Origin of the sequence: Ruminococcus sp. FMBCY1, assembly GCF_023921805.1 — a bacterium.
Classification (GTDB): domain Bacteria; phylum Bacillota; class Clostridia; order Oscillospirales; family Acutalibacteraceae; genus Ruminococcoides; species Ruminococcoides intestinale_A.
The window spans coordinates 694,016-719,612 of the sequence record NZ_CP074197.1 but is presented as its reverse complement, the minus strand read 5'-3'; the positions used below and the strand labels follow the sequence as shown (position 1 = coordinate 719,612).

29 protein-coding genes, 1 tRNA gene, 1 pseudogene and 1 riboswitch are annotated in these 25,597 nt (G+C 38.8%); of the genes and pseudogenes, 23 read left to right on the top strand and 8 right to left on the bottom strand.

Annotated elements, in window-relative coordinates; all coding sequences use genetic code 11:
• Positions 1-96: 96 nt before the first annotated feature.
• The 15 genes from KGF34_RS03365 (at position 97) to KGF34_RS03295 (ending at position 10,586) form a co-directional block, all read left to right on the top strand.
• A complete protein-coding gene (locus KGF34_RS03365; protein WP_252559796.1) occupies positions 97-768 on the top strand; it encodes a PH domain-containing protein in 672 nt (223 codons plus the stop codon).
• Complete coding sequence (locus KGF34_RS03360; RefSeq protein WP_252559795.1) at positions 761-1,690, top strand: PH domain-containing protein; 930 nt, start codon at positions 761-763, stop codon at positions 1,688-1,690. Before KGF34_RS03365 ends, KGF34_RS03360 begins: the two co-directional genes overlap by 8 nt.
• A gap of 65 nt (positions 1,691-1,755) precedes the next feature.
• A riboswitch (TPP riboswitch) is annotated at positions 1,756-1,860 on the top strand.
• 81 nt (positions 1,861-1,941) lie between these two features.
• A complete protein-coding gene (gene thiS / locus KGF34_RS03355) occupies positions 1,942-2,139 on the top strand; it encodes a sulfur carrier protein ThiS (protein ID WP_022234152.1) in 198 nt (65 codons plus the stop codon).
• Positions 2,140-2,175: 36 nt separating this feature from the next.
• Positions 2,176-2,946: a thiazole synthase gene (locus tag KGF34_RS03350; protein WP_022234153.1), complete on the top strand. Its 771-nt coding sequence runs from the start codon at positions 2,176-2,178 to the stop codon at positions 2,944-2,946.
• A gap of 10 nt (positions 2,947-2,956) precedes the next feature.
• Complete coding sequence (gene thiH / locus KGF34_RS03345) at positions 2,957-4,114, top strand: 2-iminoacetate synthase ThiH (protein WP_022234154.1); 1,158 nt, start codon at positions 2,957-2,959, stop codon at positions 4,112-4,114.
• Positions 4,107-4,706, top strand: coding sequence for a thiamine phosphate synthase (locus KGF34_RS03340; protein WP_252559794.1), 600 nt, complete (start codon positions 4,107-4,109; stop codon positions 4,704-4,706). Before thiH ends, KGF34_RS03340 begins: the two co-directional genes overlap by 8 nt.
• A 6-nt stretch (positions 4,707-4,712) precedes the next feature.
• A complete protein-coding gene (thiE, locus tag KGF34_RS03335; RefSeq protein ID WP_252559793.1) occupies positions 4,713-5,357 on the top strand; it encodes a thiamine phosphate synthase in 645 nt (214 codons plus the stop codon).
• Position 5,358: 1 nt separating this feature from the next.
• Complete coding sequence (gene thiD, locus KGF34_RS03330) at positions 5,359-6,150, top strand: bifunctional hydroxymethylpyrimidine kinase/phosphomethylpyrimidine kinase (RefSeq protein WP_252559792.1); 792 nt, start codon at positions 5,359-5,361, stop codon at positions 6,148-6,150.
• A gap of 15 nt (positions 6,151-6,165) precedes the next feature.
• Entirely contained in the window at positions 6,166-7,470 is a 1,305-nt protein-coding gene (gene thiC, locus KGF34_RS03325; protein ID WP_022234158.1) for a phosphomethylpyrimidine synthase ThiC, read from the top strand.
• A 206-nt stretch (positions 7,471-7,676) separates the two neighbouring features.
• The gene (locus tag KGF34_RS03320) at positions 7,677-7,961 is read left to right on the top strand and encodes a hypothetical protein (protein WP_022234161.1); all 285 of its coding nucleotides are present in this window, start codon (positions 7,677-7,679) and stop codon (positions 7,959-7,961) included.
• Between the two features lie 72 nt (positions 7,962-8,033).
• On the top strand, positions 8,034-8,240 hold the full coding sequence (locus tag KGF34_RS03315; protein WP_022234162.1) for a holin: 207 nt from the start codon (positions 8,034-8,036) through the stop codon (positions 8,238-8,240).
• A gap of 33 nt (positions 8,241-8,273) precedes the next feature.
• Entirely contained in the window at positions 8,274-8,534 is a 261-nt protein-coding gene (locus tag KGF34_RS03310) for a hypothetical protein (protein WP_022234163.1), read from the top strand.
• A gap of 108 nt (positions 8,535-8,642) precedes the next feature.
• Complete coding sequence (locus KGF34_RS03305) at positions 8,643-9,578, top strand: AEC family transporter (RefSeq protein ID WP_022234164.1); 936 nt, start codon at positions 8,643-8,645, stop codon at positions 9,576-9,578.
• 1 nt (position 9,579) lies between these two features.
• Complete coding sequence (locus tag KGF34_RS03300) at positions 9,580-10,008, top strand: nucleoside 2-deoxyribosyltransferase (RefSeq protein ID WP_022234165.1); 429 nt, start codon at positions 9,580-9,582, stop codon at positions 10,006-10,008.
• Positions 10,009-10,415: 407 nt separating this feature from the next.
• A complete protein-coding gene (locus KGF34_RS03295; RefSeq protein ID WP_022234166.1) occupies positions 10,416-10,586 on the top strand; it encodes a hypothetical protein in 171 nt (56 codons plus the stop codon).
• Between the two features lie 120 nt (positions 10,587-10,706).
• On the opposite strand, the gene KGF34_RS03290 is transcribed toward KGF34_RS03295, so the two are convergent.
• Positions 10,707-10,798, bottom strand: a tRNA-Ser gene (locus tag KGF34_RS03290).
• A gap of 134 nt (positions 10,799-10,932) precedes the next feature.
• On the opposite strand from KGF34_RS03290, the gene KGF34_RS03285 reads away from it, so the two are divergent.
• Together KGF34_RS03285 and KGF34_RS03280 are read left to right on the top strand one after the other, a co-directional pair.
• On the top strand, positions 10,933-11,376 hold the full coding sequence (locus tag KGF34_RS03285) for a cell wall hydrolase (protein ID WP_022234167.1): 444 nt from the start codon (positions 10,933-10,935) through the stop codon (positions 11,374-11,376).
• A 12-nt stretch (positions 11,377-11,388) separates the two neighbouring features.
• On the top strand, positions 11,389-12,093 hold the full coding sequence (locus KGF34_RS03280; protein WP_022234168.1) for a hypothetical protein: 705 nt from the start codon (positions 11,389-11,391) through the stop codon (positions 12,091-12,093).
• A 609-nt stretch (positions 12,094-12,702) separates the two neighbouring features.
• Here the strand turns inward: KGF34_RS03280 and KGF34_RS03275 are convergent.
• Positions 12,703-13,197 (bottom strand): hypothetical protein, encoded by a 495-nt coding sequence (locus tag KGF34_RS03275; protein WP_022234222.1) that lies wholly within the window; start codon positions 13,195-13,197, stop codon positions 12,703-12,705.
• A 60-nt stretch (positions 13,198-13,257) separates the two neighbouring features.
• Positions 13,258-13,869, bottom strand: a complete 612-nt coding sequence (locus KGF34_RS03270) for a phosphoribosylanthranilate isomerase (RefSeq protein WP_252559791.1) — start codon at positions 13,867-13,869, stop codon at positions 13,258-13,260.
• A gap of 207 nt (positions 13,870-14,076) precedes the next feature.
• Between KGF34_RS03270 and rpsF the strand changes: the two genes are divergently transcribed.
• From rpsF to rpsR, 3 genes are read left to right on the top strand one after another with little or no spacing between them, the layout of a single operon-like run.
• Positions 14,077-14,373 (top strand): 30S ribosomal protein S6, encoded by a 297-nt coding sequence (gene rpsF / locus KGF34_RS03265; protein ID WP_022234224.1) that lies wholly within the window; start codon positions 14,077-14,079, stop codon positions 14,371-14,373.
• 54 nt (positions 14,374-14,427) lie between these two features.
• Positions 14,428-14,940, top strand: coding sequence for a single-stranded DNA-binding protein (gene ssb / locus KGF34_RS03260; protein WP_022234225.1), 513 nt, complete (start codon positions 14,428-14,430; stop codon positions 14,938-14,940).
• 44 nt (positions 14,941-14,984) lie between these two features.
• Positions 14,985-15,224 carry a 30S ribosomal protein S18 gene (gene rpsR, locus KGF34_RS03255; protein ID WP_022234226.1) on the top strand — a complete coding sequence of 80 codons (240 nt, stop codon included), beginning with the start codon at positions 14,985-14,987 and terminating at the stop codon, positions 15,222-15,224.
• 457 nt (positions 15,225-15,681) lie between these two features.
• Here the strand turns inward: rpsR and KGF34_RS03250 are convergent, their stop codons facing one another.
• Positions 15,682-19,053 (bottom strand): C1 family peptidase, encoded by a 3,372-nt coding sequence (locus tag KGF34_RS03250; protein ID WP_252559790.1) that lies wholly within the window; start codon positions 19,051-19,053, stop codon positions 15,682-15,684.
• Between the two features lie 176 nt (positions 19,054-19,229).
• On the opposite strand from KGF34_RS03250, the gene KGF34_RS03245 reads away from it, so the two are divergent.
• The 3 genes from KGF34_RS03245 to KGF34_RS03230 all read left to right on the top strand — a co-directional run bounded on the left by KGF34_RS03245 (position 19,230) and on the right by KGF34_RS03230 (position 20,723).
• Entirely contained in the window at positions 19,230-19,550 is a 321-nt protein-coding gene (locus KGF34_RS03245; RefSeq protein ID WP_252559789.1) for a hypothetical protein, read from the top strand.
• A 335-nt stretch (positions 19,551-19,885) separates the two neighbouring features.
• Positions 19,886-20,221: a DUF6809 family protein gene (locus KGF34_RS03240; protein WP_252559788.1), complete on the top strand. Its 336-nt coding sequence runs from the start codon at positions 19,886-19,888 to the stop codon at positions 20,219-20,221.
• Positions 20,222-20,372: 151 nt separating this feature from the next.
• Positions 20,373-20,723, top strand: a complete 351-nt coding sequence (locus tag KGF34_RS03230) for a TnpV protein (RefSeq protein ID WP_227176789.1) — start codon at positions 20,373-20,375, stop codon at positions 20,721-20,723.
• Positions 20,724-20,925: 202 nt separating this feature from the next.
• Here KGF34_RS03230 and KGF34_RS11810 read toward each other — a convergent pair.
• From KGF34_RS11810 to KGF34_RS03210, 4 genes and pseudogenes are all read right to left on the bottom strand, one after another.
• Positions 20,926-21,042, bottom strand: a pseudogene (locus KGF34_RS11810) (KilA-N domain-containing protein); the annotation flags it as partial.
• 54 nt (positions 21,043-21,096) lie between these two features.
• The gene (locus KGF34_RS03220) at positions 21,097-21,906 is read right to left on the bottom strand and encodes a nucleotidyltransferase domain-containing protein (protein ID WP_252559787.1); all 810 of its coding nucleotides are present in this window, start codon (positions 21,904-21,906) and stop codon (positions 21,097-21,099) included.
• Complete coding sequence (locus KGF34_RS03215) at positions 21,903-22,466, bottom strand: SLATT domain-containing protein (RefSeq protein WP_252559786.1); 564 nt, start codon at positions 22,464-22,466, stop codon at positions 21,903-21,905. Before KGF34_RS03215 ends, KGF34_RS03220 begins: the two co-directional genes overlap by 4 nt.
• 39 nt (positions 22,467-22,505) lie before the next feature.
• The gene (locus tag KGF34_RS03210; RefSeq protein WP_252559785.1) at positions 22,506-25,595 is read right to left on the bottom strand and encodes an HsdR family type I site-specific deoxyribonuclease; all 3,090 of its coding nucleotides are present in this window, start codon (positions 25,593-25,595) and stop codon (positions 22,506-22,508) included.
• Positions 25,596-25,597 lie beyond the last annotated feature (2 nt).

Genomic DNA, 25,597 nt, shown 5'->3' with positions numbered 1-25,597 from the left:
TTAAGATTACATTACATTTGCCGAATAAACTTATTTTTTATACTTTTTATTCAAAAATATTCTTTTGACTTTTGCAAAATTATGTATTATAATAAGATGAAATATACAACAAATAGACAAAATTTTACTGTTACACAGAGGGTATTGATTTTGAATTACGATTATACTTTGACCGATACTTTAAAAATGGCAGTCGGCAGTCAGACAGTTTTGCGAAAAGGAAAACCAGAGAGAAAATGTGCGGTATTGCAAAGATTTTTTAATCCTATGCTGATTTTTTCTTTGCTGATTTCGGTTTATGTTTTGATTGCGTATATAAACGGCGATGCACCTCTTACGCCTAAAGCACCGATGTTTCTCGGAGAACCTGCCGATGAATTTAAATACGCATTCAGATTTTACCTGTTTATCTTTTTGAATATACTGCCGACAATTTTGTATGTAATCGGTTTTGCCTTTTCCGTGAGGCAGTATAAAAATGCCGAGTATGCAATAACCGACTGCGGAGTGTTTCTTACAAAAGGCTTGTTTTCAAAAAAGCTGTATTATAAGCCGTACAGAGAGATTTACGATATTCAGATTAGGAAAGAAATTTCTGACATCTTGTGTAAGACGGGTACCGTGACTTTAAGTTTTGAGTTTCCCGAACAGAAAATAGGAAGTCTGACGCCCGTAAATATGGCTCCGCTTAAAATAAAAAATATTTCAGATTATATGGAAGTCTATAAATTGTTACAGGAAAATGTGAGGAGAACAAATTATGTATGATGATTACAAGGTAAGCGATGACTTAAAAAATATGATGAATAACGAACGAATTGTGTGGTCGGGCAGACCTAAGAAGTCGTGCTTTGTGCTTGAGTGTATTTTTAACCCAATGCTTATTTTTGCTTTCATTTGGTTTATGTTTGACTTTATGTTTATAAGTCAAATTTTCTCAAGTGACCTTTCTGAGTTAGACTCAAGCGTATGGATGTTTGTCGGCTTTTTCGCTCTTCATTTAATGCCTGTATGGATATATCTCGGCGGTGTTATTTTTTCTTTCAGAAAGCTGAAAAATACGGAATATGCCATTACCGATAAAGGCATTTACAGTACAAACGGCTGTTTTTCCAAACAGTATAATTTTAAGCCTTTTACAGACCTTTCGCATGTGTATATTCACAGAGGTATTTTTGACCAGTGGCTCGGAGTAGGCGATGTTATTTCCGAATGTCATCATTACGCCGCTGTTCGTTCGGGCAACAGACATTCTGATAATTTTACTATTTCCGATATTCCCGATTATGTTGAAGTTTGCAATATTATAAAAAAGTATCAGACAGATATTTATGCCGATACACAATTCCCGAACGATTACAGACCGCAGGGCAACCACGGATACAACACAAAGTATTATCCGAACGGCGGAGTAAATCCAAATAATTTTTACGGACAGAACAGCAATCCGAACGCTTACTACAATAACCAGCGCAACGCATATTATAATCAAAACAATGCGCAAAATTACAACAGAAATTATAATGCAAATCCTCAAAACTTCAATTCCGATTACAGCAGTAATCCCGGCTTTACAGGTGAAAACTGCGATACACACGACGGTTATGAAGTGAATGCAGGCAGTAATAATTACGACAGTTGGGATAATCCCAAGGCTAAAAAAGAGAAAGACAGTTGGGATAAGCAGTAATAATTTGTCGGATTTTTTATAAATTTGTTTTGACATTTCATTAATTTGGTACTATAATAAAGAAAACAATACAAAACGGGAGCCGAGTGGCTGAGAGGAAATGAATTGACATTTCGACCGTAAACCTGATTTGGATAATGCCAACGGAGGGACTTTGCAGCGTAAGTTTGCTATAGGCTTACGGTAAATATTTTACATACAAAGTGCGTCGGTTCGGCGCACTTTATTTTTTGCTTTTCGGAGGTGAAGTTATGATAAGAATAAACGGAGTTGATATTGATAAAATTGAAATTTCACTTATGCAGTACCTTGAAGAAAATTCAATTTCACCGCAGAGAATTGCGGTTGAGCTTAACGAGGAAATTCTGCCGAAGGCAAATTACGCCGCTACTGTTCTCAAAGACGGAGATGTAGTAGAAATCGTAAATTTTGTCGGCGGCGGTTGTTGAGTTTTTCCGCATTAAATTATAAAGGAGATAATAATAATGGAAAATGATAAGCTGATTTTAGGCGGACACGAATTTAATTCCCGATTTATTCTCGGTTCGGGTAAGTATTCGCTTGACCTTATAAAAGCGGCAGTTGAAAATGCAGGCGCAGAGATTATTACTCTTGCACTAAGACGAGCTGTAACAGGCAAGGTTGCAAATATTCTTGACTATATTCCTAAGAATGTTACTCTTTTGCCCAATACCTCGGGTGCAAGAAATGCCGATGAGGCTGTAAGAATTGCAAGACTTGCAAGAGAGGCAGGCTGCGGCGACTTTATTAAAATTGAGGTAATCAGAGATTCAAAGTACCTTTTGCCAGACAATTACGAAACAATAAAGGCAACCGAGGCACTTGCCAAAGAGGGCTTTATCGTACTTCCGTATATGTATCCGGACCTTAATGTGGCAAGAAGTTTAAGAGATGCGGGTGCTGCCGCAATTATGCCGCTCGGCTCTCCGATAGGTTCAAACAAGGGAATAGCAACAAAGGAATTTATTAAAATCATCATCAACGAAATAGACTTGCCTGTTATTGTTGACGCAGGTATCGGCAGACCGTCGCAGGCTTGCGAGGCTATGGAAATGGGTGCGGCGGCTGTAATGAGCAATACCGCCATTGCAACTGCAGGTGATATTCCTATGATGGCAAACGCATTTAAAAAGGCGATTGAGGCAGGCAGACAGGCTTATCTTTCAGGTCTTGGCAGAGTAATTGAGAACGGTGCGTCTGCATCATCACCTCTTACGGGATTTCTTGAAAGTTGAGGCGTGAACAATGGAAGAAAGAATTGACCATATGAAATATCTGCCCGATATGGAGCAGATTGATTCTGATATACCCGACAGAGTAATTGCAGAAATGAACGGATATGACCCGTCAATTTATACCGAAAACGATGTAAGACGGGCACTTGAGCACGATGAAAAAACTGTTGACGATTTTAAGGCTTTGCTTTCGCCTGCGGCATTACCTTTGCTTGAAGAAATCGCAGAGGCTGCGAGAGTGGAAACCAAAAAGCATTTCGGCAACTCCGTAAATATGTTTACACCGCTTTACATTTCAAATTATTGTGAGAATTACTGTATTTACTGCGGCTTTAACTGTCACAATAAAATTCACCGTGCAAAGCTGAACGCAGAGGAAATCGAGCACGAAATGCAGGCAATTGCAAAGACAGGCTTGCAGGAAATACTTATTCTGACAGGCGAAAGCAAAAAAATGTCGGATGTTAAGTATATCGGCGAGGCTTGCAAAATTGCGAGAAAGTACTTTAAAGTCGTAGGACTTGAAGTATATCCGATGAACAGCGACGAGTACCGTTATGTGCACGAATGCGGTGCCGACTATGTAACCGTTTTTCAGGAAACCTATAATTCCGATAAATACGAAACGCTCCACCTTGCGGGTCATAAGAGAATTTTCCCGTACAGAGTAAATACTCAAGAAAGAGCTTTGATGGGCGGTATGCGTGGCGTAGGTTTTGCGGCGCTTTTAGGACTTAGCGACTTCCGTAAAGACGCATTTGCCACAGGTATGCACGCTTATCTTATTCAAAGAAAGTATCCGCACGCAGAAATTGCTTTTTCTTGCCCAAGATTAAGACCGATTATCAATAACGATAAAATCAATCCGAAAGATGTACACGAACCGCAGCTTTTGCAGGTTATTTGTGCGTACAGATTGTTTATGCCGTTTGCAAGCATTACTATTTCAACGAGGGAGTGTCAGCGCTTCCGTGACAATGTGGTTGACATTGCGGCAACTAAGATTTCCGCAGGCGTAGATGTGGGAATAGGCGGTCACGACGGTGAAAGAGAGAAAAAGGGCGACGAGCAGTTTGAAATTTCAGACAGCAGAAATGTTGACGAGGTTTACAAGGCTCTTACCGATAAGGGCTTACAGCCCGTTATGAGCGATTACATCTATGTGTAATGTAGTAAGCGTGACGGCAAAGCCGCTTTGCAAAGATGATTTTTTACAGAAAATACAAAAAATATCCGATTCCGATACACAATATATAATTCTTAGAGAGAAGTATCTTTCAGAACAGGAATACTTCAATCTTGCAAAAAATGTGCTTTCGGTTTGTGACAAAGACAAATTGATTATACATAATTTTCCCGAAACCGCTGTAAAACTCGGTGTTAAAAAAATTCATCTGCCTTTCGGTGCGTTTAAAGATTTAAAGGGCAGAGAGAATTTTGATTTGCTCGGAACTTCCATACACAGTACGGAGGACGCAATATTTGCCGAAGAAAACGGAGCGGATTACATTACGGCAGGTAATATTTTTGAAACCGACTGCAAAAAAGGACTAAAGGGTAAAGGGGTAAATTTTTTGCGGAATGTGTGTGACAGTGTAAATATTCCCGTCTACGCAATAGGCGGCATAAATGCCGATACCGCAAAAGAATTAAAATCCCTAAACAGCAAGAATTTTGCCGGTGTATGCGTTATGTCACTTCTTATGCAGAGTGAAAATATAAATGACGAAGTTATGAAAATTAAGCGTGAATTGGGGTGATACAGCGTGAAATTTGACAAAAATATGCTTGCGTTATATGCGATTACAGACAGAAAATGCATAGGCGACCGTGGACTTGAGTACAGCGTTGAGCAGGCTTTATCGGGCGGCGCAACAATGATTCAGTTAAGAGATAAGGAAGTCGATTTTGATACACTCTGTAAAGAGGCAGACAGTCTGCTTAAAATTTGCCAAAAGTATAACGCACCGTTGATCATTAACGATAACGCAGATGTTGTAATAAAGACAGGTGCTGACGGTGTGCACCTCGGTCAGAACGATATGGAGCTTGCCAAGGCGAGAGAAATCCTCGGTAAAGATAAAATAATCGGCGGCTCGGCACGCACAATTGAACTTGCAAAAAAAGCAGAGCAGAGCGGAGCGGATTACATAGGCAGCGGTGCGGTGTTCGGCACACTTACAAAGGCAGACGCAAAATACCTCGGTACAGAAAATCTTAAGAAAATATGCGGCACTGTCGGTATTCCTGTTGTGGCAATCGGCGGTGTAAGCGCAGATAATATACCGCAGCTTGAAAATTGCGGTATAAGCGGCGTTGCAGTGGTGAGTGCGATTTTTGGCGCTGACAATATCTGTTCCGCCGCACAAAAATTAAGAAAACTTGCAGACAGCGTAATTTACGGAGGTTAGTTTGAAAACTGTATTGACAATAGCCGGTAGCGACTGCTCGGGAGGAGCGGGAATACAGGCTGATATAAAAACAATAACAATGCACTATTGCTATGCAATGAGCGTCATTACCGCCCTTACGGCGCAAAACACAACGGGCGTATACGGTATTGAGCAGACGAGCGACGAGTTTATAGCAAATCAGCTTGACTGTGTGTTTACCGATATTTTCCCTGACGCAGTAAAAATAGGTATGGTTTACGGCAATAATTCCGCAAAAGTAATTGCCGACAAGCTCAATTTTTACAAAGCAAAAAATATTGTGACCGACCCTGTAATGGTATCTACCAGCGGCAGCAGGCTCATAAGCGAGCAGGGGCTTGAAAATCTGAAAAAATACCTTTTGCCGATTTCCGCACTTGCCACTCCGAATGTACCCGAGGCTGAAATTTTGAGCGGAATTAATATCAAAAATTTACAGGATATGCAAAATGCCGCTAAAATAATTTCCGATAAATACGGCTGTGCCGTACTCTGTAAGGGCGGTCATTTAGAGGATTGCAGTGATGATTTGCTTTACTCCGACGGCGAGTTTTATACTTACCCCTCGGTAAGAATTGACAATCCCAATACTCACGGCACCGGATGTACGCTTTCAAGCGCAATAGCAAGCAATCTTGCGAAAGGCTTTGAAATTCCTCAAGCCATTGAGAACGCAAAGACATATGTAACAAAAGCAATCGGCGTAAAACTTGACCTCGGCAAAGGCAGAGGATCGCTGATGCATAACTATATTTTACAAAATTTTAAATGAAAAGGCAGATGAAATATGAGAGAATATTCAACACAGATGGAGGCTGCAAGAAAGGGAATTGTAACAAAGGAACTTGAAATCGTAGCTAAAAAAGAAAGAATGACAGTAGAAGAACTTATGCCGCTCGTAGCAGAGGGCAAGGTGGCAATTTGCGCAAATAAAAACCATAAGTGCATTGACCCCGAGGGCGTAGGCTCAATGCTAAAAACAAAAATAAATGTAAACCTCGGTATTTCAAGAGATTGCAAAGATTATGATATTGAAATGGAAAAGGTTATGCAGGCTGTAAATATGGGCGCTCACGCAATTATGGACCTTTCGTCGCACGGCAACACAATTCCTTTCCGCAGAAAGCTCACAAGCGAATGCCCGGCAATGATTGGTACTGTACCTGTTTACGATTCCGTTATTCATTATCAGCGTGACCTTGATACACTTACAGCACAAGATTTTATTGATGTTGTAAGACTTCACGCACAGGACGGTGTGGACTTTGTAACACTCCACTGCGGTATTACAAGAAAGACTATTGAGCAGATTAAAAAGCATAAGAGAAAGATGAACATAGTTTCCCGTGGCGGTTCACTTGTGTTTGCCTGGATGTGTATGACAGGTAACGAAAACCCGTTTTATGAGTATTACGATGAAATTCTCGACATCTGTCGTGAGTACGATGTAACAATTTCTCTCGGTGACGCTTGCCGTCCGGGCTGCCTTGCAGACGCTTCCGATGTTTGTCAGATTGAGGAGCTTGTGCGCCTTGGCGAGCTTACAAAAAGAGCATGGGCAAAAGATGTTCAGGTAATGGTAGAGGGTCCGGGTCATATGCCGATGGACCAGATAGAGGCTAATATGAAGATTCAGCAGACAATCTGCTGCGGCGCTCCGTTCTATGTTTTAGGCCCGTTGGTGACAGATATTGCCCCGGGTTATGACCATATTACTTCCGCAATCGGCGGTGCTATTGCCGCTGCTTCGGGTGCCGCATTCCTTTGTTATGTAACTCCTGCCGAGCATTTGGCTTTACCGAATGTTGACGATGTAAAGCAGGGAATTATTGCCTCTAAAATTGCGGCGCACGCAGCCGATATTGCAAAAGGTGTGCGCGGCGCAAGAGAAATTGACGACAAAATGGCAGACGCAAGAAGAAAGCTTGATTGGGAGGCTCAATGGGATTGTGCCATTGACCCCGAAACCGCAAGAAAAATCCGTGATGACCGCAAACCTGAGCACGAAGATACTTGCTCAATGTGCGGTAAATTCTGCGCAGTAAGAAGTATGAACAAGGCTCTCAACGGCGAGCATATCGACATTCTTTAATTAACAAGTTACATTTTTATACCTGTATTTCAAAATTGCACCTTGCTCGGTGAACCGACCTCCAAATCGTTAGATTTTTAGTCTAACTTTTTTGGGCGACTCACGGCAGGGTGCTTTTTTGTGCCTTTTTAATTCTTTTTTAATAAAATTAGCCTAATTACTGCAATTTTTAAAAGTATTTTACGCATAGGTAAGGGGGGCGTGATATGAGTACGGAAATTGTGACTGCGCTGATTGTTGCGGGCGGAAGTATTATTTGTCAATTGCTGATAAATGCGTCAAACCGTAAGCGACAGGAAAGCGAAAACGAAAAGACCAAATCATTGATTGTGTATCGGTTAGATCAGCTTGAACATAAGCAGGATAAATATAATCATCTGCAAGAGCGTGTTTTCAAACTTGAGCGAATGTCAGCCGTTACGGACGAAGAAATAAGAGTTGTAAATCATAGAATTGCTGACCTTGAGCATATAAATAGTGAAAAGAAATAAGCTAATATCGCTTTTATGGGCAGAAATTTATATTGAACTTTTAAATTAAAATGTATTACAGGGGGTGAAATTATGAAAAACGGTTTTAAAATATGGGCGAAAGCTGCGGGTATCCGTGCGGCAAAAACCGTGGCTCAAACAGCGATTTCGGTTATCGGCGTGTCTGCGGTGCTAAGTGATGTGAATTGGGTAGCGGTTGCTTCCGCAAGCGTGCTTTCGGGTATTCTTTCGTTGCTTACAAGTATTGCGGGATTGCCCGAAATATCCGATAATAAATAAGTACATTTTTAAGGCAACGGAATATTATGTAATATGAAGATGTGTTTTACTAAAAACTGCCTTAAAAGAGCATTGCGTACATTCCTACAGACGGCACTCGGATATATTCTCGCTAATCTTGCGTTGTTTCTGACGGGAACGGATTTTGCAAATGCAGAAATGTGGAAAAGCGCAGTCTGCGGACTTTTGGTTTCTTCGGTTTCGGCAGGACTTTCAGCGGTTATGAACCTTGAAAAAAAGGAAGAACAGGCAGAGTGTGACGATAAATGCTCAAAAGATGAAGAAAACAAATGAATACAATTTTACAAAAAATTAATAATAATATTGTCAGCCGCAGGTCAGCTCGACCTGCGGTTATTGTTTTATGCTGAAATTTGTATTATAATATAAAGGAAATATCGTATGGAAATACTTTCATCTACGCTTAATCACATAGCCGTGCTTTTTTCTTTTATTCTTATCGGCTTTGTTCTTAAAAAGAAAAATATTTTATCTGACGGCAGTGGCAGGACTTTGTCACGCCTTGAAAACGGAATATTTATGCCTGCGGTCGTAATCAATACATTTTGGAATAATTGTACGGTGGAAAATATAAGCCGAAAATGGATTTTCCTTGTTTACAGCACTGCGCTTTTGATTGTTGCGGTAGCGCTTGCTTTTATTATCTCAAAATTTCTTACCAAAGACGAGTATTTGCGTAAAGTGTACAGATATTCGCTTTCGGTATCAAATTTCGGATTTGTCGGAACTGCGCTTGTTCAGGGCATATACGGCGCTGACAGCATTGAACTTTTCGATTATTTAATATTCACCTTGCCGCTGAATATGTTTACTTACTCAATCGGAATTGCTTGGCTTGTGCCGTCGGACAAGGGCGGATTTTCTTTGAAGTCATTGCTGAATCCGATATTTGTGTCGCTGTTTATCGGCGCAATTCTCGGACTTTTGCAAATACCGAGGGTGCGGCTTGTAAGTACAATTCTTACCGATTGTGCCGCCTGTATGGCACCTGTTGCAATGATTTTGACTGGGTTTGTAATAGCGGGATATGAAATAAAAAGCCTGCTCAAGGTAAAGCAGACTTATATTGTGGCGGTGCTTAGGCTGATAGTTTTTCCTACAATTTTTGTGACTGCGTTAAGGCTTTTGAATACGGATAATGAAATAGTTTTTGCCGCACTCTGTGCAAATGCAATGCCGTTAGGACTTAACACCGTTATAATTTCATCGGCATACGGAGAAAGTCCGCAAACAGGCGCAAGCCTTGCTCTTGTGTCGCAGGCAATGGCGGCGATTACCATACCGATAATGTTTTTAATATTTTTTAGGAGATTTTAATATGAAGATTTACCTTGCATCGCCGTTTTTTAACGATAACGAAATTGCAAATATTCACCGTGCGGTTGAAATTCTTAAAGCAAAAGGTCACGAAGTTTTTGTACCTATGGAGCACGATGTTGAGAACAGGGAAAGCCTTACCAATGCAGAATGGGCAGAGGAAATTTTTAAAATTGACAAAGGCGGAATTGACGATTGCGATGCGGTTGTTTTGCTTTACGGTGGAATGTACTCCGACAGCGGAACTGCGTGGGAGTGCGGATATGCCTATGCGTCAGGCAAAAAAGTAATAGTGTGTTGCTATAATATTGAGCAGACCAATCTTATGATAGTAAACGGCTGTCACGCATTTTTAAACGGAATAGACGAACTCTCATACTATGATTTTGATAAAATGCCCGTTGTCCGCAATGCAGGCGAACAGAAGTAAATACATTTGTTTAGTACGGATACTTAAATTATGGTCCGGCATATTATTTAAGCTAAGTAATTATAAAGTTTATTACTATAAAATTAACAGAGAAATGCGGGTGATAATTATAGCAACTAAAATCGAAAAATGGGATATTTAAAAAAATATAAACAGTTACGGTTTAAATATAAAATCTGTAAGTGATGATTTTGACGGTTTAACAGTTATTCTTGAAAATAATGAAATGGAATTGTTTTCAATCAGATGGGCGGATGTGGAAAGTTATTGCCGTTCAACGGAAGAAATGCGTTTTAAATTTATTGCAGGTGAATGGCAACAAGTCTGAAAAGAATTTCCAAATCATTCTTTTTTTAAGTTATTGATTACCATATATAAAATGGATTAAAGAACAAGCAGGTGGTTTTATGGACGATGATAAATTAATTCATTTTATGATTGTTTCTGCTGATTATGTTCTTGATACAGTTTCAAAATATGAACCGGATGAGTATTATTTAAGTAAACTGACTTGTTCGGATAGTACAAAAATCTCTCTATGGCATAATTTACTGTGTAACTTTATTGATTTTAGCTGATATTGTTTGATACCGAAATTCACTCAAAAAGCAAAGGCTGAGTGATTGAAAAACATAGCAAATAAGCCGATTTTTCAGTGTTTATCACAAAAAATAAGCACCCGATTGCTCGAGTGCTTTTGGCGGAGATGGAGAGATTTGAACTCTCGCGTCGGAGTTACCGACCTACTGGTGTTCGAAGCCAGACCCTTCAGCCACTTGGGTACATCTCCATATTAAATTATCGTACTCAATTATTATAACGGCTCAATTAAAAATTGTCAATACCTGTAACTAAATTATTATTTTATCATAAAATGAAATGAATAAGCAATACCGAATTATTTTTCGTAAGGCGGGTGATTTTATGGCTTTTGACACAAGAGAATTGTTTGCTCGGTTGTTAAAATGCGAAAGCGGAGGAGAGGGGATTGAAGGTATGCGTGCGGTTGCCTCTGTGATTATCAACAGGTCAACTGTTCCTTACGGGGAATTTGCACGGATAAGCAACGGTGGAGATGTGCGGGCAATCATTACACAGCCAAATCAGTTTACCTGCTTAAAGACTTCCGTAGGGGGTCAGTACAATTCGCAAAATGTGTATAATATTGTACCTGAAGATATACACTACGAAATTGCAGATTGGGCACTTGCAGGCAATACTGACAGCTCGGTCGGCAATTCTTTATTCTATTTTAATCCTTATTCCTCAACCTGTCCAAACTATTTTCCTACCAATATCGGCGTGATTTACAATCGTATCGGTAAACATTGTTTTTATTCTCCGACACAGGCTTACAAAAACACATAGGAGTGATTTGTTTTGGTAAATTACATCAACAATAAAAAGGCGCAGCAGCTCAACCCAAATACTCTGTATAATCTCGACACCAATCCCTCAGCCTGCAATAATTATAATTGTATAAACAACCAGATTCCAAATACCATACAGCAATACGGTTACGAAATTCCATCCATACTTGACCTGGCTACATTGGTTAGCCCCACAAGTCCGAATTATCAAAGTTTCAGTCCTGATCAACAGGCACTGAATAGAAGAAATCCTGCGTCGGGGCAGTCGATAAATCAACTTACACAGACAATCCCTGCCGAAAGTCAAAATAATGAAGTTGCAAATGATTTGGCGGTTCGTGAAATTCAGAACATAGATTCAACCCAGCCGTACAATCCCGAAACATTGCCGACCCCCGCAATGATAAACGAACAGAATATGCAAAATATGCAAAACAATCAGACTGCAATGTCGACGGCAAGCCTTTTGACCGACATAAAAAATCCGTATGAGGTAACAGCCGAAAGTGTGCAATATCTAAACGGTTTTATACGCACTCAAATCGGAAGAAGAGTATCCATTGATTTTCTTGTGGGTTCAAATACAATTGTCACAAAATCAGGATATTTGCTCGGCGTTGCGGCAAACTATATTCTTATAAACGAGCTTGACACAAACGACCTTACAACCTGCGATTTCTATAATATAAAATTCATCAGATTTTATTTTAATTAAAATAAGATGCTTTTTCAAAAGTTGGGGTGAATATGGTTTAGCCGACTTTCGGTCGGACAACAAAGTTAAGAGAAAGAAAAATTTTCTGCCCGAAGTTAAAAGTTTGGTCAACCTTTTCAAAGGTTGTGGGTGTGGGCAACGCCCGCAAATAGTTTTCTTTTATACAATGTCTGACAGCCAAATGGCTTGCCGTTTGCGGCTTGAATACAATGGCGAGAGCCTTTTAATTGCGTAAGTAGGAATAAGTCAGAAAGATTATTTTATAAGTTTGTTGCCTGTAAACTACTTATACATTATAATAAAATGCCTACCATTCCGCTTTTCTTTTGCGTGAAAAGAAAAGCTCCAAAAGAAAGCACGCTTAAGGGGAAAGGGATTTCGAGTCCCTTTCCCCTTAAGTATCCCTTTTCCTTAGACGACCAAGGTCAGTGACCTTGGAACCTCTAACTTATATTTTTCTAATAAAATTTGTACTTGGCAAAATAAGTTATTTAATTATTTCCTTTTTAAACTTACACTTGCCTTTTGTTGGCTCTGCTCAAAACAGCACCTTTTAAAAAGGGTTGAACTAAATTTTGATTTTATAAAATTTACCATAGAACCTACTTTTTATTGCACTATGTAGTCCTTGAAAATCTTTTCAAAGCGTTTAAAGAAAACATTTTTGTTGCTTTTTATCATAAAGCCGAATAACAGTGAAACAGCAATTATATCGAATACGGGCAAAAACCATATAAACGGCAGTTCTGTATAGATTTCGGGATAGCTTAGGAAAAGGACAAGGCAGGTTGAAACCGTAACCAATACAAGAAAACCGATCCAAAATATTATATCTTTTTTGTTTGTGTAAGATTTAACGCATACATCAAGCTGAGTTCCACGCTCTTCGGCTGTAATTTCATTTATCGGATTAAAAGGCTTGTATTTGTCGGCAGGGTGAGGACAGAGTTTTGCGGATTTACCGTTTACAGAGCCGTAAAGTGTTGTATCGCTTGCGGTGTTTCTGTTTAGGTTTGAAAGCGGCATATCTTTTAGGGTGTGATTGCCGAGAATATTAAAAAATTCTGCCTGCGATATGTTCATTTTATAATTGTGTTCTTTCATTTCAGTCACCTGTTTGTAATTATATTTAAGTGGATTTGAATAATGTTTGATTATTTGTGATTATTTAGAATTTCTCGCATTTTCAATAAATGTTCTGACAAGCTCAAAATCCTTGCCCGATTTGTCGGCAAGCTCAACGCCTGAGCTGACATCTACCGCAAAGGGGCGCAGCTGAGCAACGGCTTTGGCTACATTGTCGGCTGTAAGTCCGCCTGCAAGGAAAAGCATTTTTTGGTTTTTCGGGAGTCTTTCAAGCATAGACCAGTCGAAACTCTTGCCGCTGCCGGGTACTGCCGAATCAAATAAAATTCCTTTTACATTGTCAAGATTTTCAATATCGCCAATGCTTTCAATTCCGCTCACATTAATTGCCCGAATAACGGGGGTTTTGCACTCGCTCAAAAGCTTTTCGCTGATTTTGCCATGAATTTGCACATAGTCAAAGCCGAGGGTGTGTATCTGCTCAAGCTGTTCTTCGGTTGGTGATACGGTAACGGCAACGCTCTTTATATTTTTGTCAAGCAAAGCGAGCAATTCCTGCGCCGTTTGGACAGAAATATTCCTATGGCTTTTCTCAAAAAACATAACAAACCCTGCAAAATCGGGGGAGAGTGTATTAATACATTTTATATCGGTCGGATTTTTAAGTCCGCAAATTTTTACTTTTGTCATACTTGCCTCCTGTACTTTAATAATATGTTACCATAAGGAGGTAAAATGTCAATAATCAAAGAAAAATTGCGGATTTTTTCCGAATTTTTTGATTTCAAATATTGACAAAAGCAAAAATAATGGTATAATAATTTTGTTATGCAATATAAAGAGTATAACATCCTTGCGGCGAAAGCCGCCATAATGTCCAGAAGGAGGTGCAATATAATGGCAGTAACAGCTAATTACGAGACAGTAATGGTAGTTTCTCTTAAGAACGGCGAAGAGAACGTTCAGAAGGTAGTAGAGAAATTCAAGGCTCTCATCGAAAACAATGCCACTTTAAAGAATGTTGACGAATGGGGCAAGAGAAAGCTTGCTTACCTTATCAACAAGGAGAGCGAAGGCTACTATGTTCTCTTTGATTTTGAAAGCACAGCAGAGTTCCCTGCAGAGCTCGACCGTATCTACAAGATTACAGACGGTGTAATGCGTTCAATCATCATCAAAAAAGAAGAAGAATAATTTACGAATGAACCTTTGTAGGGGTTATTCCTCGAACACGAAAGGAACTTAAAAATGCTTAACAGAGTGGTTTTAATGGGCAGATTAACTGCCGATCCGGAACTTAAGACAACCCCTAACGGTGTCAGCGTAACATCTTTCAGTATTGCGGTTGACCGTTCATATGTAAAGAGCGGTGAAGAACGCAAGGCGGATTTTTTCAATATTGTTTGCTGGCGTCAGACTGCTGAATTTGTTTGCAGATATTTCAGCAAGGGTTCTATGATTGCTGTTGACGGACAGCTCCAGAGTCGTTCGTTCCAGGCAAAAGACGGTTCTAACCGTTATGTAGTAGAGATTGTTGCAGACAATGTTAGTTTCACAGGCGAACGCCGTGACAGTAATGCTAACGGATACAATAATCAGTCTTACGGCAACAATCAATCATATGGCGCACAGTCTTATGGCTCTAACCAGTCTTACGGCTCGGCTCCATACCAGCAGGCACAGTCTCCTGCTGAGTCATATCAGAGCGGTTCAAATTCAGATTTTCAGGATATGCCGCTTGATGATGATTTACCATTTTAAATTTAACTGAATTATAATATAATTCATTGAAAGGAGTTCTCACAATGGCTGACAGACCAATTAACCGTGGTAGAAAAGCTCGCAAGAAGGTTTGCGGTTTCTGCGTTGATAAGGTTGAACACATTGATTATAAGGACATCGCTCGTCTTCGTCGTTATATGTCAGAGAGAGGTAAGATCCTTCCTCGCCGTGTAACAGGTACTTGTGCAAAACATCAGCGTGAAATTACAGTTGCAATTAAGCGTGCAAGACACCTTGCTTTGCTCCCATACACAGCTGACTAATCTATAATCAGTATTTTAAGCACCGTTTTTACACGGTGCTTTTTATTTTGCTTTTGTAAGTACAGTTTTTAAAAAATCTAAAAACTCTGACATAAATCAAAGAATATTTGTTTGTTTTGGTCAAACTTTAAAAAAGCCTCGAAAATTAATAAACAAACTTTACTCGCAAATTATGTGCAATTTGCCTTTTTGGCTTACGATTCCTACAAATACAGCAAATAACACTTGATTTTATGGCGATTTTCGGTATAATATTAAAGTAGTAACTATATATAGTTACTGTAACATTGTTGAAATGTGCCTGTTACGAACGGGCTTCATTTTCATAAAACACACAATACAGAACAGACCGTTTGCCAGCGGTCTGTTTTGTGTTTTACGGAAATTTATTGTATTACTTAATTGTAAAAAAATGCACCTGTAAATCATGCGGCTTACAGGTGCATATATTTTTTAATTAACCTACGCTGTAAATTTCAAGAGTATCAATATATCCTGAAAGGTAACGCTGAATTTCGGTTACATTATTAATTGTAATTGATGTGATGTAGTGGGTAACAGCTGAATTTTTGTACTGAAAATCGTTAAATTCAGCATTGCCGGCTGAATAGTTTTGCAAAAGAGTAACATCGTTTACATCAATCTTATTGTCAAGATTGATGTCCCCTGCAACAAGGTCGTTTATATATGTATAAGTCTGTTCTGTATCAGCGGGTTGATTATTAAGGTCTATAAACTTAATTTCGTTTTCTTTTGCGTATTTTTCGGCTGCGGTAGAGGAATAACCGTTGATTACATAATATGGGTTCAATATATTTGAATTTCCTTTGTTTGATAAAATATAATCGAAATATCCAAACGCTTCATCACCTATGTATTCAACATTTTTGCCGATTAATACTTTATTGAAAGAACAACCGATGAATGCATAATCGTCTATGTATTTTGCACTGTCGGGAATTTTTATCTCTGTCAGTCTTGCGCATCCACAGAATGCATCTTTGCCGATTTTGGTTACATTGTTACCGAGTTTTACATTTTCAAGATTATTCATATAGTTTGCAAAACTGTCGGGGATTTCTGTAATTCCGTTTCCGATCACAAGATTTTCAAGAGTGTAAATCGGTTTAATATTTGTATTATCGAGAGTTGTAAGGCTATCGGGTAAAATAAGGGTTTTAACATTGCTTGTATCTGTTGTTACAAATATAGATGAGGATAAATTTTTCACCTGTCGTCCAAGATAGGTGGAAGGGATTTCAAGAGTTTCTGACACTGTATAATTAATTGAAATAAGAATCAATGACTTGTCACTTAGGTCAACCGTATAATTGTAATCATTGTTACTGTCTTTATAATCGATGTTCACAAGTACAAAATCGTCATCGTTGAGAGTGCTTTTATCAATGTAATAATAATCACCTGATTTTTCTACGCTGACCGTATCTGAACTGCAGCTTGTTACGCTATGCAGTAATGACGAAACTCGTACATAATTGTCCCGCATTTCAATAAAAATATCACTGTTTGCCGGAGCAGGAATAAAGGAGAGGTTACTCATCTTTGAGTTTGCCTCATCAAATACAGACAATGATTTTGTTGCATAAACTTTGTTGCTTTTTTGAGTGCAGTAACCGTAAATTGATTGTACGGAAAAAGCAAATTCACTTGCGTATTTGCCGTATATTGTATTGCCCTCAACATTGCAGTATGAAACGCTTGAGTACCACGCTTCACCGCATATTGCTCCCGATGATTGAGTATCGGAAAAGTAGTTGTAATTTACAGTGCTGTTTTTTACAGTGCAGTTTAAAATAGCGGCATATTTAGCGTAAGCACCAAGCACACCGCTAACATTTGCAGGTGCGACATTTGCGTTTTCTATTGTTAAATCATATATTTTTGCACCTTGCAAAGAACCGAAGAATCCGCTGATATTGTTCAATTCATTTTGTGTTGAACCGATTTTAATGTTTTTGATTGTATGATTATTTCCGTAAAATACAGAACTGAAATAACCGTCGCTGGTGCATAGCGGTGGTACTTCTTTATCATAATCGGCGAAATCAAGGTCGGTATTTAGATTTATTTTTTCCGGAATATAGCCGTAATTATTGCAAATTTCAATAAGCGTAAAGTAATCGTCAATACTGCTTATTTCATAAGGAGCGTCAACGGCTTTTTCTTCATAGTATTTTAAAAGGATAACAGCATTGTTCATATCTTGAACAGAGCAAGATGAATTGCTTAAAAGGGATTTTGACGCTTCAATCTGATTATTCAGAAGATTTGCGTATTTTTCGGAGGAGATTTTGCTTTTATCTATGTTTTCGGCATCTGAAACGGCCTTTTTTAGATTTTCTGTAACTTCACTGTTATCTAAATCGGAAGTAAAAGCTTTTATAGAGGCATATGCCCTTGAAATATCAGGCTGATTATATGCATCACTCCATTGGTTATGGCTAAGTATATAGGAATTATTTTCTTTGCAATTCTGATTTGTAAGTAAAGAACTCGAAAAAGACATATAGCTTGAATCGTTGTTTGACTCAATTACAACCGAAAATTTTTCACCCGATGTAAGGTAAACTTGATCTTTTACATCTATGTAATGTACGCCGTTATTCTCAATTTTCCCGCTGAAAGCAGTGAGAAGTCTGCCGTCTTTTGGGTTATCAAAATCAGCATTAAGTGCATAAACAGAGGCGGTATAATCATAAGCACCCAAGGTTTTGAAACTGATTTGTTTTAACTGTTCGTCGGATTGGGCGGTAAATACATTTGCTGCACCTTCATAATTGTAACCGTACCCTTGAGTGACAAAGCAGTTCTGATATTCGTTGTCATAAGCATTGTTGTCTTGCATTATATATTGAGAAAAAGCAAGATTGGTTGTATCGTAAGAAATCCAAATGTAACCATCATTGCCGTAATGCTCACCCCAACTGTTTTTGCACAGCCATGCACCGTCATTTGAAGGCTTGACTTTACCGGTAAAATTATCTTTGCTGTAATTATCGTCCCAGCCGACAACGACTATTAAATGCGAATCTCCGATTCCAATGCAGGTATTATCGCTGTAATAGTTTGCGTAGTCGGAAGAATAGCAGTCGGTAATGCTTGGATAGTAAACGGTAACGGCACCGTTTGACACAATCTTTGATTTTAAAGTATCTTTGTTATTGCTTATTTCACTGTAGTCCTTGAGTCTGTAGTCTGAATAATATCTAAGGGTTTCTGAAAAGCCTTTCTTCACTTCATTGTAAGGGCAAAGACTTTGCGGATATGTACCAAACCCCGAGTTAAGCGAGATGGCAAGAGTATCGGAAGTGCCTCCGTTACTGCCTTTTGACGAATCGTCTATGTAATCGCCGTAAAAAGGAGATGACTTGTCAACTATGCCTGAATGTATGTACCAGGTTTGTCCTGCCTCTGATAAGTCAATAGTGTCTTGCGGATTTTCTCCGAGCTTGCTTTTTAGGTCATTTTGCGAGAGAATACTCGATTCCATTGATGCTACAGATGCAAATGCCCAGCAATATCCCTCGGAACCCTGATTTTTAACCTTCGATACTCTGCCGTAATCTCGCAAGTCATATTTTTGCGGAAGTTTTTTGCTTATATTTTCAGTATCGTTATTAAGTTTTTCAACAGGAATTTCGTTCTTGTTTTCGTCGTATAAAACGGTTCTGCCTTCCTCAATCTTTTCGTAAATAGCTTTAACGGATTCGTTATCTTCAACAGTGGCGGCAGAAAACGCAGTAGAACCGCAGCCGAGAATGAGCAATGAAGAAAGCATTAATGATATACATTTGAATGACTTTTTCATATTCTCCTCCTTTATGATTACTTTTGATATTATAGCATTTAATTTATATTATTGCAATATTTACATATAAAATATATTATGCCGTTTAAATTTATGGTATATTTATAAAATATAAAGCTTATTGTCTATTTAATTTCAAGAGCAAGAAAACAGGGCGGTGCCGGAATGGGACTTGGATGATCAGTTTTGTTATGGACGATGAGTCACATATGATATTTAATTTAAATATAAGCTCTGTAAATTCAAAAGCTTTGTTTAATAAAAACGACAATATCAGCGACAGTTTTGCTAAAGGGCTTGGAAAGTATTTTGACGCAAAAAATATAAATGCTGATTTTTACGATAATGTTGACTTTAACGAACTGTTTTTAGATTATTCGTTTGACAATGATATTGATGCCGAATGTTTGGTAAGTTTTAATACAAATTGTTCCGAAATCAGCTTTGTTTTTAAATTTGGAAATTACCGAGATGAATCAGAAGAAATAGCGGAGTAAAATATACAAATACGGTATTTATTTTATCATATTTTGTATTCTATCTTTTTTAAGCGGATTTAACAATAACAGTCAGTTAAAGTTTTTGCTTTGACTGTTTTGTTATTAATTGCAAAACTATACATAATTAAAGACAAGATGTTCATTTGCTGAATATAAGAACAAAGGGTATCAATACTGTTTTGTATTGATACCCTTTGTTGTTTGGTACGAGTGTTCATAACGGATTTATGAAAAATTCAGGTTTTATCGGTAGTTGCACACATTTCTCGCTCGCACATTTGTGATTTATTCAATTTCTCCGTACAATAATAACGTAATCGGAGAAATTACAGATGAAAAACATTATTAAAGAGTTATACTACGGCAATATTGATCCGCAGGCACGAGGTTTTAAGAACGGCAGCTATCTGAAAAAGCAGATTACTATTCTCTCAGAAAGTGAAGCACTCCTGACCGAAAAGCTGACCGGTGATGAAAAGAAAGCATTTCTTTCATTCATCAACACTTCTAATAGTATTTTAGCTCAGTCGGAACTCGACAGCTTTATGGTTGGTTTCAGATTAGGCACAAGGCTTATCCTTGATACCTTTGTGAACAATGATACGCCGTATGAAGATTTTTTAAAGGAGGACAGCGAATTAGAAATCCAAAATACCACCTGTATTTAACACCCAATGAACGGCGCACGGTTATCAACAGCTTGATTGATTTGAGGAATGACCTTATAACACAGGGCAAGTACACCGATATCATCGACGATCTGCTAATCAAGCTTACAAAAGCCAAAGTCAAGAAAGTCAAGGTCAAGGAGGTCTGACAATGGAGATTACATACACACAGCAGGGAGATTATTTACTTCCCAATTTAACGCTTCCCGAACAGGATAAACGACCTATCGGTTTATGGGGACAACAACACCTTCGCTATATCAAACGATGCCGCCCGATTTTATATACCAATATGCTCACAAAATGCAAACTGAACGAATACCTTGCCGACATTGACGAACAGGCACAGAAGATATACAACGAGCTCGTGCAATCTTTCGCCAAAGAAGAAGGCTGCACCGAACAACTCAAAGCCACCAATCAAATGCTATGGGTTCGCAAGATGAATAACGCCGTCCAACGAGCGAGAGAAGTTGTGAACGCTGAAATAATCTATAGCTAACACGTAGGCTGATGTAGTCCAATAAGAGATTACATCAGCCTTTTTCTTGCTAATAATGGTTTACTATTCTTTTTTAATATCTGGCAACTGCGGCAAATCCTCCAAATTCACCGAATCTAATACATTCAACTGACGTGCAGCTAAATCGTGCAGTTTTGCCAAACAGCACGACGTTTAACATAATGGTAATCGAAGGTTGAATACTTCTGTATTTCGCTATATCTGTGAGTGATATATATTCATTTTTGAAATCTGTTGTGTAAATACCAATGTCAATTCCACCGGCGTGAATGGTATCTTTCTTGATTGCTTTTGTCATAACAAATTATCCTTCCGTATCCGATAAATCACCCATCTATTGAGCGTCGCGATTCTATTTACACATTTTCAATAAAACTTTTTCTAAGCAATCTTTACTGCTTGAAACATCTACATAATCATTGCTTCCCGGAGCATTGATTGTATTTGAGAATCGCAGATTATACAAATAATAATCATAAAGCAATTTTTCGTACTCACCTGGTTCAGCAGCAGATGAAGATTCTTCTGGTGTTGTCCATCTCCAGTTCTTGATTGCAGCATAAACAAAGCTATCAATAACTATTCCGGAAAGATGGTAACTTTTAAAGTAGTTATCTCGAATATATCGCATATGTTTACAGGTGTCAAATAATAACCCATTACTTGATTTGTTTTTATCACGCATAGCATCCTGCTCTGCTTTTGGATTAGTTGAACGCCAATTCCCACCCATATTTGTGTCAGGATATTTATAAATTATACCATTCCATCCGTATGTAACAAACGCAGGCAGTATTTCAAATTTCATACCATCGGAAAAAGCTATTTTAACAACCTGTCCATCAGCTCGTACATCTGAACGAGGATATGTATTAAGTATTGCTTCTCTTACAGCTTGCAATAGTCTGGACTGCCCATTTCCCTTATAAACGTTATGGCGATTGTATTCATCTTCAGGTAATTCAACAAGAATATCAACATCACTGGTATTAATTGCTGTTCCTCGTCCATAGGAACCAACGTAAAGACTATGTTCTTTGTCACTTTGAGAATCCCAAAATTCACGGTTAATTGCTTTAGTGACCGCTTTATACCGAGTTGAGATGCTTGTTCTAATGTCTGTCAAAATAACTTCTCCGTGCTTTTTGACGTTATAGCTCACTTTATATTCCTCCTCTTTAGTGTATCAGGTAAAAGTCTATCAATTTCTTCGTCAGAGTATGTGCCATCTTTACTTTCAGTGATAGCTTTTCCTGCCTTTGCAACTGCACGATTAGTTGTATTTGGAGCGTCCTGATATGCTTCGTGTATACTGCTTTGCAGATTTTCAAATTCATCAAACAATTCTTTTGCGGTTTTTTCTTTAATTCTTATTCTTCCAAGCAGTGATAATAATTCATTTCTATAACATACGAGTTTCGTAGCTGCGGTTTTATTCGATTTTGCCAAGTTCTTATAATCAAAAGTTGCTAATAAAGCACTCATTGTTGTGGTAACAAAAGACACAATAGCAGAAACTAACTTTATCCAAAACTGGTCAACAAAAACAATTGAAATAATACCAGCAGAAGTAAGCGACGCAGAGATTATATTAATCCAAGAAAACAACTTGTGACGAAATTCATATATCTCTGCTTGCTTTTCTTGTATCTTGTGAGTCCAAAAAACGTTGGCATATTGTGCTCTAACCACGTCTTCAAGTGTTGTGTAATCATCTTGCATAAGATTAACCTCCTTGCTCTATTAGGTGTTTTTATGCTTTTAATCCATAAAGCTAACATTCCCGCCGGACAGGATAAACTTCTTCAGATATCCTTCTGCTTTTTGGACTACACGGTGCGGTCTGATGGTGCAATCCTCCAGTTTTTCCATAGTTTCCTTCGCTTTTGCACGGTCAAGTGTTTCCATTATCTGATCAAAAAGTCCGCCTTCATACAGCTTTTCTTCCTTTAGGTGGAAAACCATAATTCTTGCCAGCTTATCTTTATCAAAACCAAACGCCTCGCTGAATACTTTGATATTTGCTTTCAGTGTATTTCTCTTATAAATCTCGATGTACTCAGCAAGAGTTTTTCCTTCGTCAAAATCTTTTAGCGCACCGGAGTAAATATCTTCCAAAATAGCTTCGGCAGTAATCTGATCCTCTGCCGGCAATTCTGCAAAACTGGATTTCAAATCATTGAGCAATGCTTTGATTTCTTCCGGCTTTGCACCATTGGAAAGGTCTTTCAATACTTCGGCAAACTGAGATTCCATAAACGCACGGTTAATCTCATTTGATGATACCTCGGTAAGAAAAGCCTTGATGTCATAAATCATATCGCCGCCGGGCTGAACAGTCCTCGGTATTTCGCTGTATCTTTGATGAAGAATTTCGTATGTTCTTTCATCGAGATCAACTGTTACCTCTCCGGCATCCTCTGTGATATAAGTTCTCTTCGTCCAAGTAAAAAGCTGAGGAATAGAGCGATAATAATTGTTGCTGATGTTATTGAACAAGTCGGCAAACAGCTTGATGTCACCCTGATTATCGGGAAGTCTGCTGAAATTCTCAATACCGTTTTTCTCGAACAGCTTGATGATGCTTTGATAATCGTTATTCATTCCGATGATGTTCTGTCCTAAAGACGGAACATATACATCTTGATAACCAGCTTCCGCATAGAGTTGCAGAGCTTCCTTTGCGTTTTTCTCCATTGTGTACGGCTTTCTGCAATACTTGATAATTCCGTACTGCTTTTCATATCCGTTAAGGCGATTTGTTCTTGAAACAGCCTGAATATACTGCTCGTAATCAATTACTTTATCCAAGTACAAGGTGTTAATCCATTTCGAGTCGAATCCGGTAAGAAGCTGATTAACAACGATAACAATATTAACCGCTTCCTCTCTTCTTGTATCAATATCCTTGTAAGGTTCTTTGTGCGCAAGACGAGAGCAAACATCATCCTTGAATCGACGATAAGCGCCGACTGTAAACTTGAAGTTGAAATGGTTATTGTAATCAATGAGGATTTCTTCTACTGCCTTATCCTTGAAGATATCATCGCTTGTATTATCTGTATGCGGATCAAAAACAGCAGTGACAAACAAATCTTTATCGTTGTCTTTTAATAAACGATAGTATTTAATCGCTTCACGGATTGAGGATGTAGCGAGAATATAGTGGAATTTACCACGGAAGCTGATTCGTTCCCATTTATTAAGAATATCCTGAACCACATTTTTGCGATGCTCTTTTCCGGTATCTCCGTCGGCATACAGACTGTTGCTGACGTCTGCTTCCACCTTGTCCATATCTCGGGAAGCAAGAGCGTGATATTTTTTGAATTCTTCATCGGTAAGACCTTCGACGCTATCTTTGCCGAGCTTCATCAGAGCAACCTTTTCTCTGAAATCTTCCTCGTCAAATGTTACGACTTTTGAAGGCTTGAACCCTAAAACATTTTTATCTCTGATTCCTTCTGAGATTGTATATTTGTGCAGACACGTGCCGAATAAGACTTTGGTCGTAATACCGTCAACTGCGTTCTCCTTCATAATAGGAGTACCTGTAAAGCCAAAGAACATTGCTCTCGGATAGGTCAGCTTTATATCACGGAGCATTGTGCCGAAGGTAGAACGATGGGCTTCATCAACGATAAACACCAGTTTTTTCTTTTGCACCTTTGCAATACGTGCCGCATTCGGAGTAGGATTGACGGTTGTCAGGTTACTCATCTTCTGAATAGACGTAACAATCAGCAAATTGGGTGTGTCGTTCTCCAGCTTTGAGAGTAGGCTGTTGGTGTTAGCGGTATCTTCAATATCATCACAGTCCGAGAAGTTTCGATAATTATCATAAGTTTGTTTCCAAAGCTCGTCACGATCCATCAGGAAAACAATCTTGTCAACTTTACCGGAGGACTTTATCAGCTGTGCGCACTTAAAGCTCGTCATTGTTTTACCGCTGCCGGTAGTGTGGTATACATAGCCGCCCTTTTGTCCGTCATCATCCCAATCTACTCGCTTGACTACCTGCGAATAGATTTTATAAGCAGCGTGATACTGATAACTGCGCATTACTTTGAGAATGTTATCTGTTCCGTCCGCAATCGTACCGTAACCGATCAGTCTGTGCGCCATCGGAATAGAAAGGAACTTTTCTGCAACTTCTTCCCAGTCGACAATATGCTTATTGTTGAAGTCACCCCAATGAAAATAGTAGTCGGAGTTGAAAGCTCTTTCACGTCCGGGATTCGCAAAGTACAGTGTTTCGGTCGGCGTCATTGCGACAAACACTTGAACAAGTGAAAAGAAGCCGGTAAATACGCCGTGCTGCATATATTTGCTGATTTGATTACACGCCTGTTCAACAGGAACAGGATTGTTTTTCAGTTCAATATGATACAGCGGCATACCGTTGATTAATAGCATCAAATCGCCTCTGCGGTTGCCGAGAATTTCTGACGAGATGGGGAGCTTTGGCTGGCGAGCTATCTGGTATACGCTTCTTCCTGCGGCAATCTCATCCTTGTCAAAGAGGAACAGATCCACACGTTTTCCAACGTGCTGTGTATCCTTGGAGTTATCACGGATGATAGAAATATATCTGCCGTTTAATCGGCGATTGATGGCAAAGGGAGTTTCGCCGTTGATTTGGGATATGATTTGTCCCATTTCCGTTTTGGTCAGAGGACAGCCGTTGAGCTTATCGGTTGTATTGTTATTGCTGAACAAAATTTTTGCCCAGTTTTCAATCAGCTCTTCTTCGGTTTTGTATGCCAGAATCTCTCTTGACCACTGATTGTCGAGTTGCGTCAGCTTGGCAATCAAGGCGTTTTCAAATTCTGTTTCGTTTTTGTATGACATAG

What these genes read in the sequence shown, in the direction of transcription:
- KGF34_RS03365 (WP_252559796.1), top strand. Translation starts at nt 97, where the DNA reads ATGAAATATACAACAAATAGACAAAATTTTACTGTTACACAGAGGGTA.
- KGF34_RS03360 (WP_252559795.1), top strand. Translation starts at nt 761, where the DNA reads ATGTATGATGATTACAAGGTAAGCGATGACTTAAAAAATATGATGAAT.
- thiS (WP_022234152.1), top strand. Translation starts at nt 1,942, where the DNA reads ATGATAAGAATAAACGGAGTTGATATTGATAAAATTGAAATTTCACTT.
- KGF34_RS03350 (WP_022234153.1), top strand. Translation starts at nt 2,176, where the DNA reads ATGGAAAATGATAAGCTGATTTTAGGCGGACACGAATTTAATTCCCGA.
- thiH (WP_022234154.1), top strand. Translation starts at nt 2,957, where the DNA reads ATGGAAGAAAGAATTGACCATATGAAATATCTGCCCGATATGGAGCAG.
- KGF34_RS03340 (WP_252559794.1), top strand. Translation starts at nt 4,107, where the DNA reads ATGTGTAATGTAGTAAGCGTGACGGCAAAGCCGCTTTGCAAAGATGAT.
- thiC (WP_022234158.1), top strand. Translation starts at nt 6,166, where the DNA reads ATGAGAGAATATTCAACACAGATGGAGGCTGCAAGAAAGGGAATTGTA.
- KGF34_RS03320 (WP_022234161.1), top strand. Translation starts at nt 7,677, where the DNA reads ATGAGTACGGAAATTGTGACTGCGCTGATTGTTGCGGGCGGAAGTATT.
- KGF34_RS03315 (WP_022234162.1), top strand. Translation starts at nt 8,034, where the DNA reads ATGAAAAACGGTTTTAAAATATGGGCGAAAGCTGCGGGTATCCGTGCG.
- KGF34_RS03310 (WP_022234163.1), top strand. Translation starts at nt 8,274, where the DNA reads ATGAAGATGTGTTTTACTAAAAACTGCCTTAAAAGAGCATTGCGTACA.
- KGF34_RS03305 (WP_022234164.1), top strand. Translation starts at nt 8,643, where the DNA reads ATGGAAATACTTTCATCTACGCTTAATCACATAGCCGTGCTTTTTTCT.
- KGF34_RS03300 (WP_022234165.1), top strand. Translation starts at nt 9,580, where the DNA reads ATGAAGATTTACCTTGCATCGCCGTTTTTTAACGATAACGAAATTGCA.
- KGF34_RS03295 (WP_022234166.1), top strand. Translation starts at nt 10,416, where the DNA reads ATGGACGATGATAAATTAATTCATTTTATGATTGTTTCTGCTGATTAT.
- KGF34_RS03285 (WP_022234167.1), top strand. Translation starts at nt 10,933, where the DNA reads ATGGCTTTTGACACAAGAGAATTGTTTGCTCGGTTGTTAAAATGCGAA.
- KGF34_RS03275 (WP_022234222.1), bottom strand. Translation starts at nt 13,197, where the DNA reads ATGAAAGAACACAATTATAAAATGAACATATCGCAGGCAGAATTTTTT.
- KGF34_RS03270 (WP_252559791.1), bottom strand. Translation starts at nt 13,869, where the DNA reads ATGACAAAAGTAAAAATTTGCGGACTTAAAAATCCGACCGATATAAAA.
- rpsF (WP_022234224.1), top strand. Translation starts at nt 14,077, where the DNA reads ATGGCAGTAACAGCTAATTACGAGACAGTAATGGTAGTTTCTCTTAAG.
- ssb (WP_022234225.1), top strand. Translation starts at nt 14,428, where the DNA reads ATGCTTAACAGAGTGGTTTTAATGGGCAGATTAACTGCCGATCCGGAA.
- rpsR (WP_022234226.1), top strand. Translation starts at nt 14,985, where the DNA reads ATGGCTGACAGACCAATTAACCGTGGTAGAAAAGCTCGCAAGAAGGTT.
- KGF34_RS03250 (WP_252559790.1), bottom strand. Translation starts at nt 19,053, where the DNA reads ATGAAAAAGTCATTCAAATGTATATCATTAATGCTTTCTTCATTGCTC.
- KGF34_RS03245 (WP_252559789.1), top strand. Translation starts at nt 19,230, where the DNA reads ATGATCAGTTTTGTTATGGACGATGAGTCACATATGATATTTAATTTA.
- KGF34_RS03240 (WP_252559788.1), top strand. Translation starts at nt 19,886, where the DNA reads ATGAAAAACATTATTAAAGAGTTATACTACGGCAATATTGATCCGCAG.
- KGF34_RS03230 (WP_227176789.1), top strand. Translation starts at nt 20,373, where the DNA reads ATGGAGATTACATACACACAGCAGGGAGATTATTTACTTCCCAATTTA.
- KGF34_RS03215 (WP_252559786.1), bottom strand. Translation starts at nt 22,466, where the DNA reads ATGCAAGATGATTACACAACACTTGAAGACGTGGTTAGAGCACAATAT.
- KGF34_RS03210 (WP_252559785.1), bottom strand. Translation starts at nt 25,595, where the DNA reads ATGTCATACAAAAACGAAACAGAATTTGAAAACGCCTTGATTGCCAAG.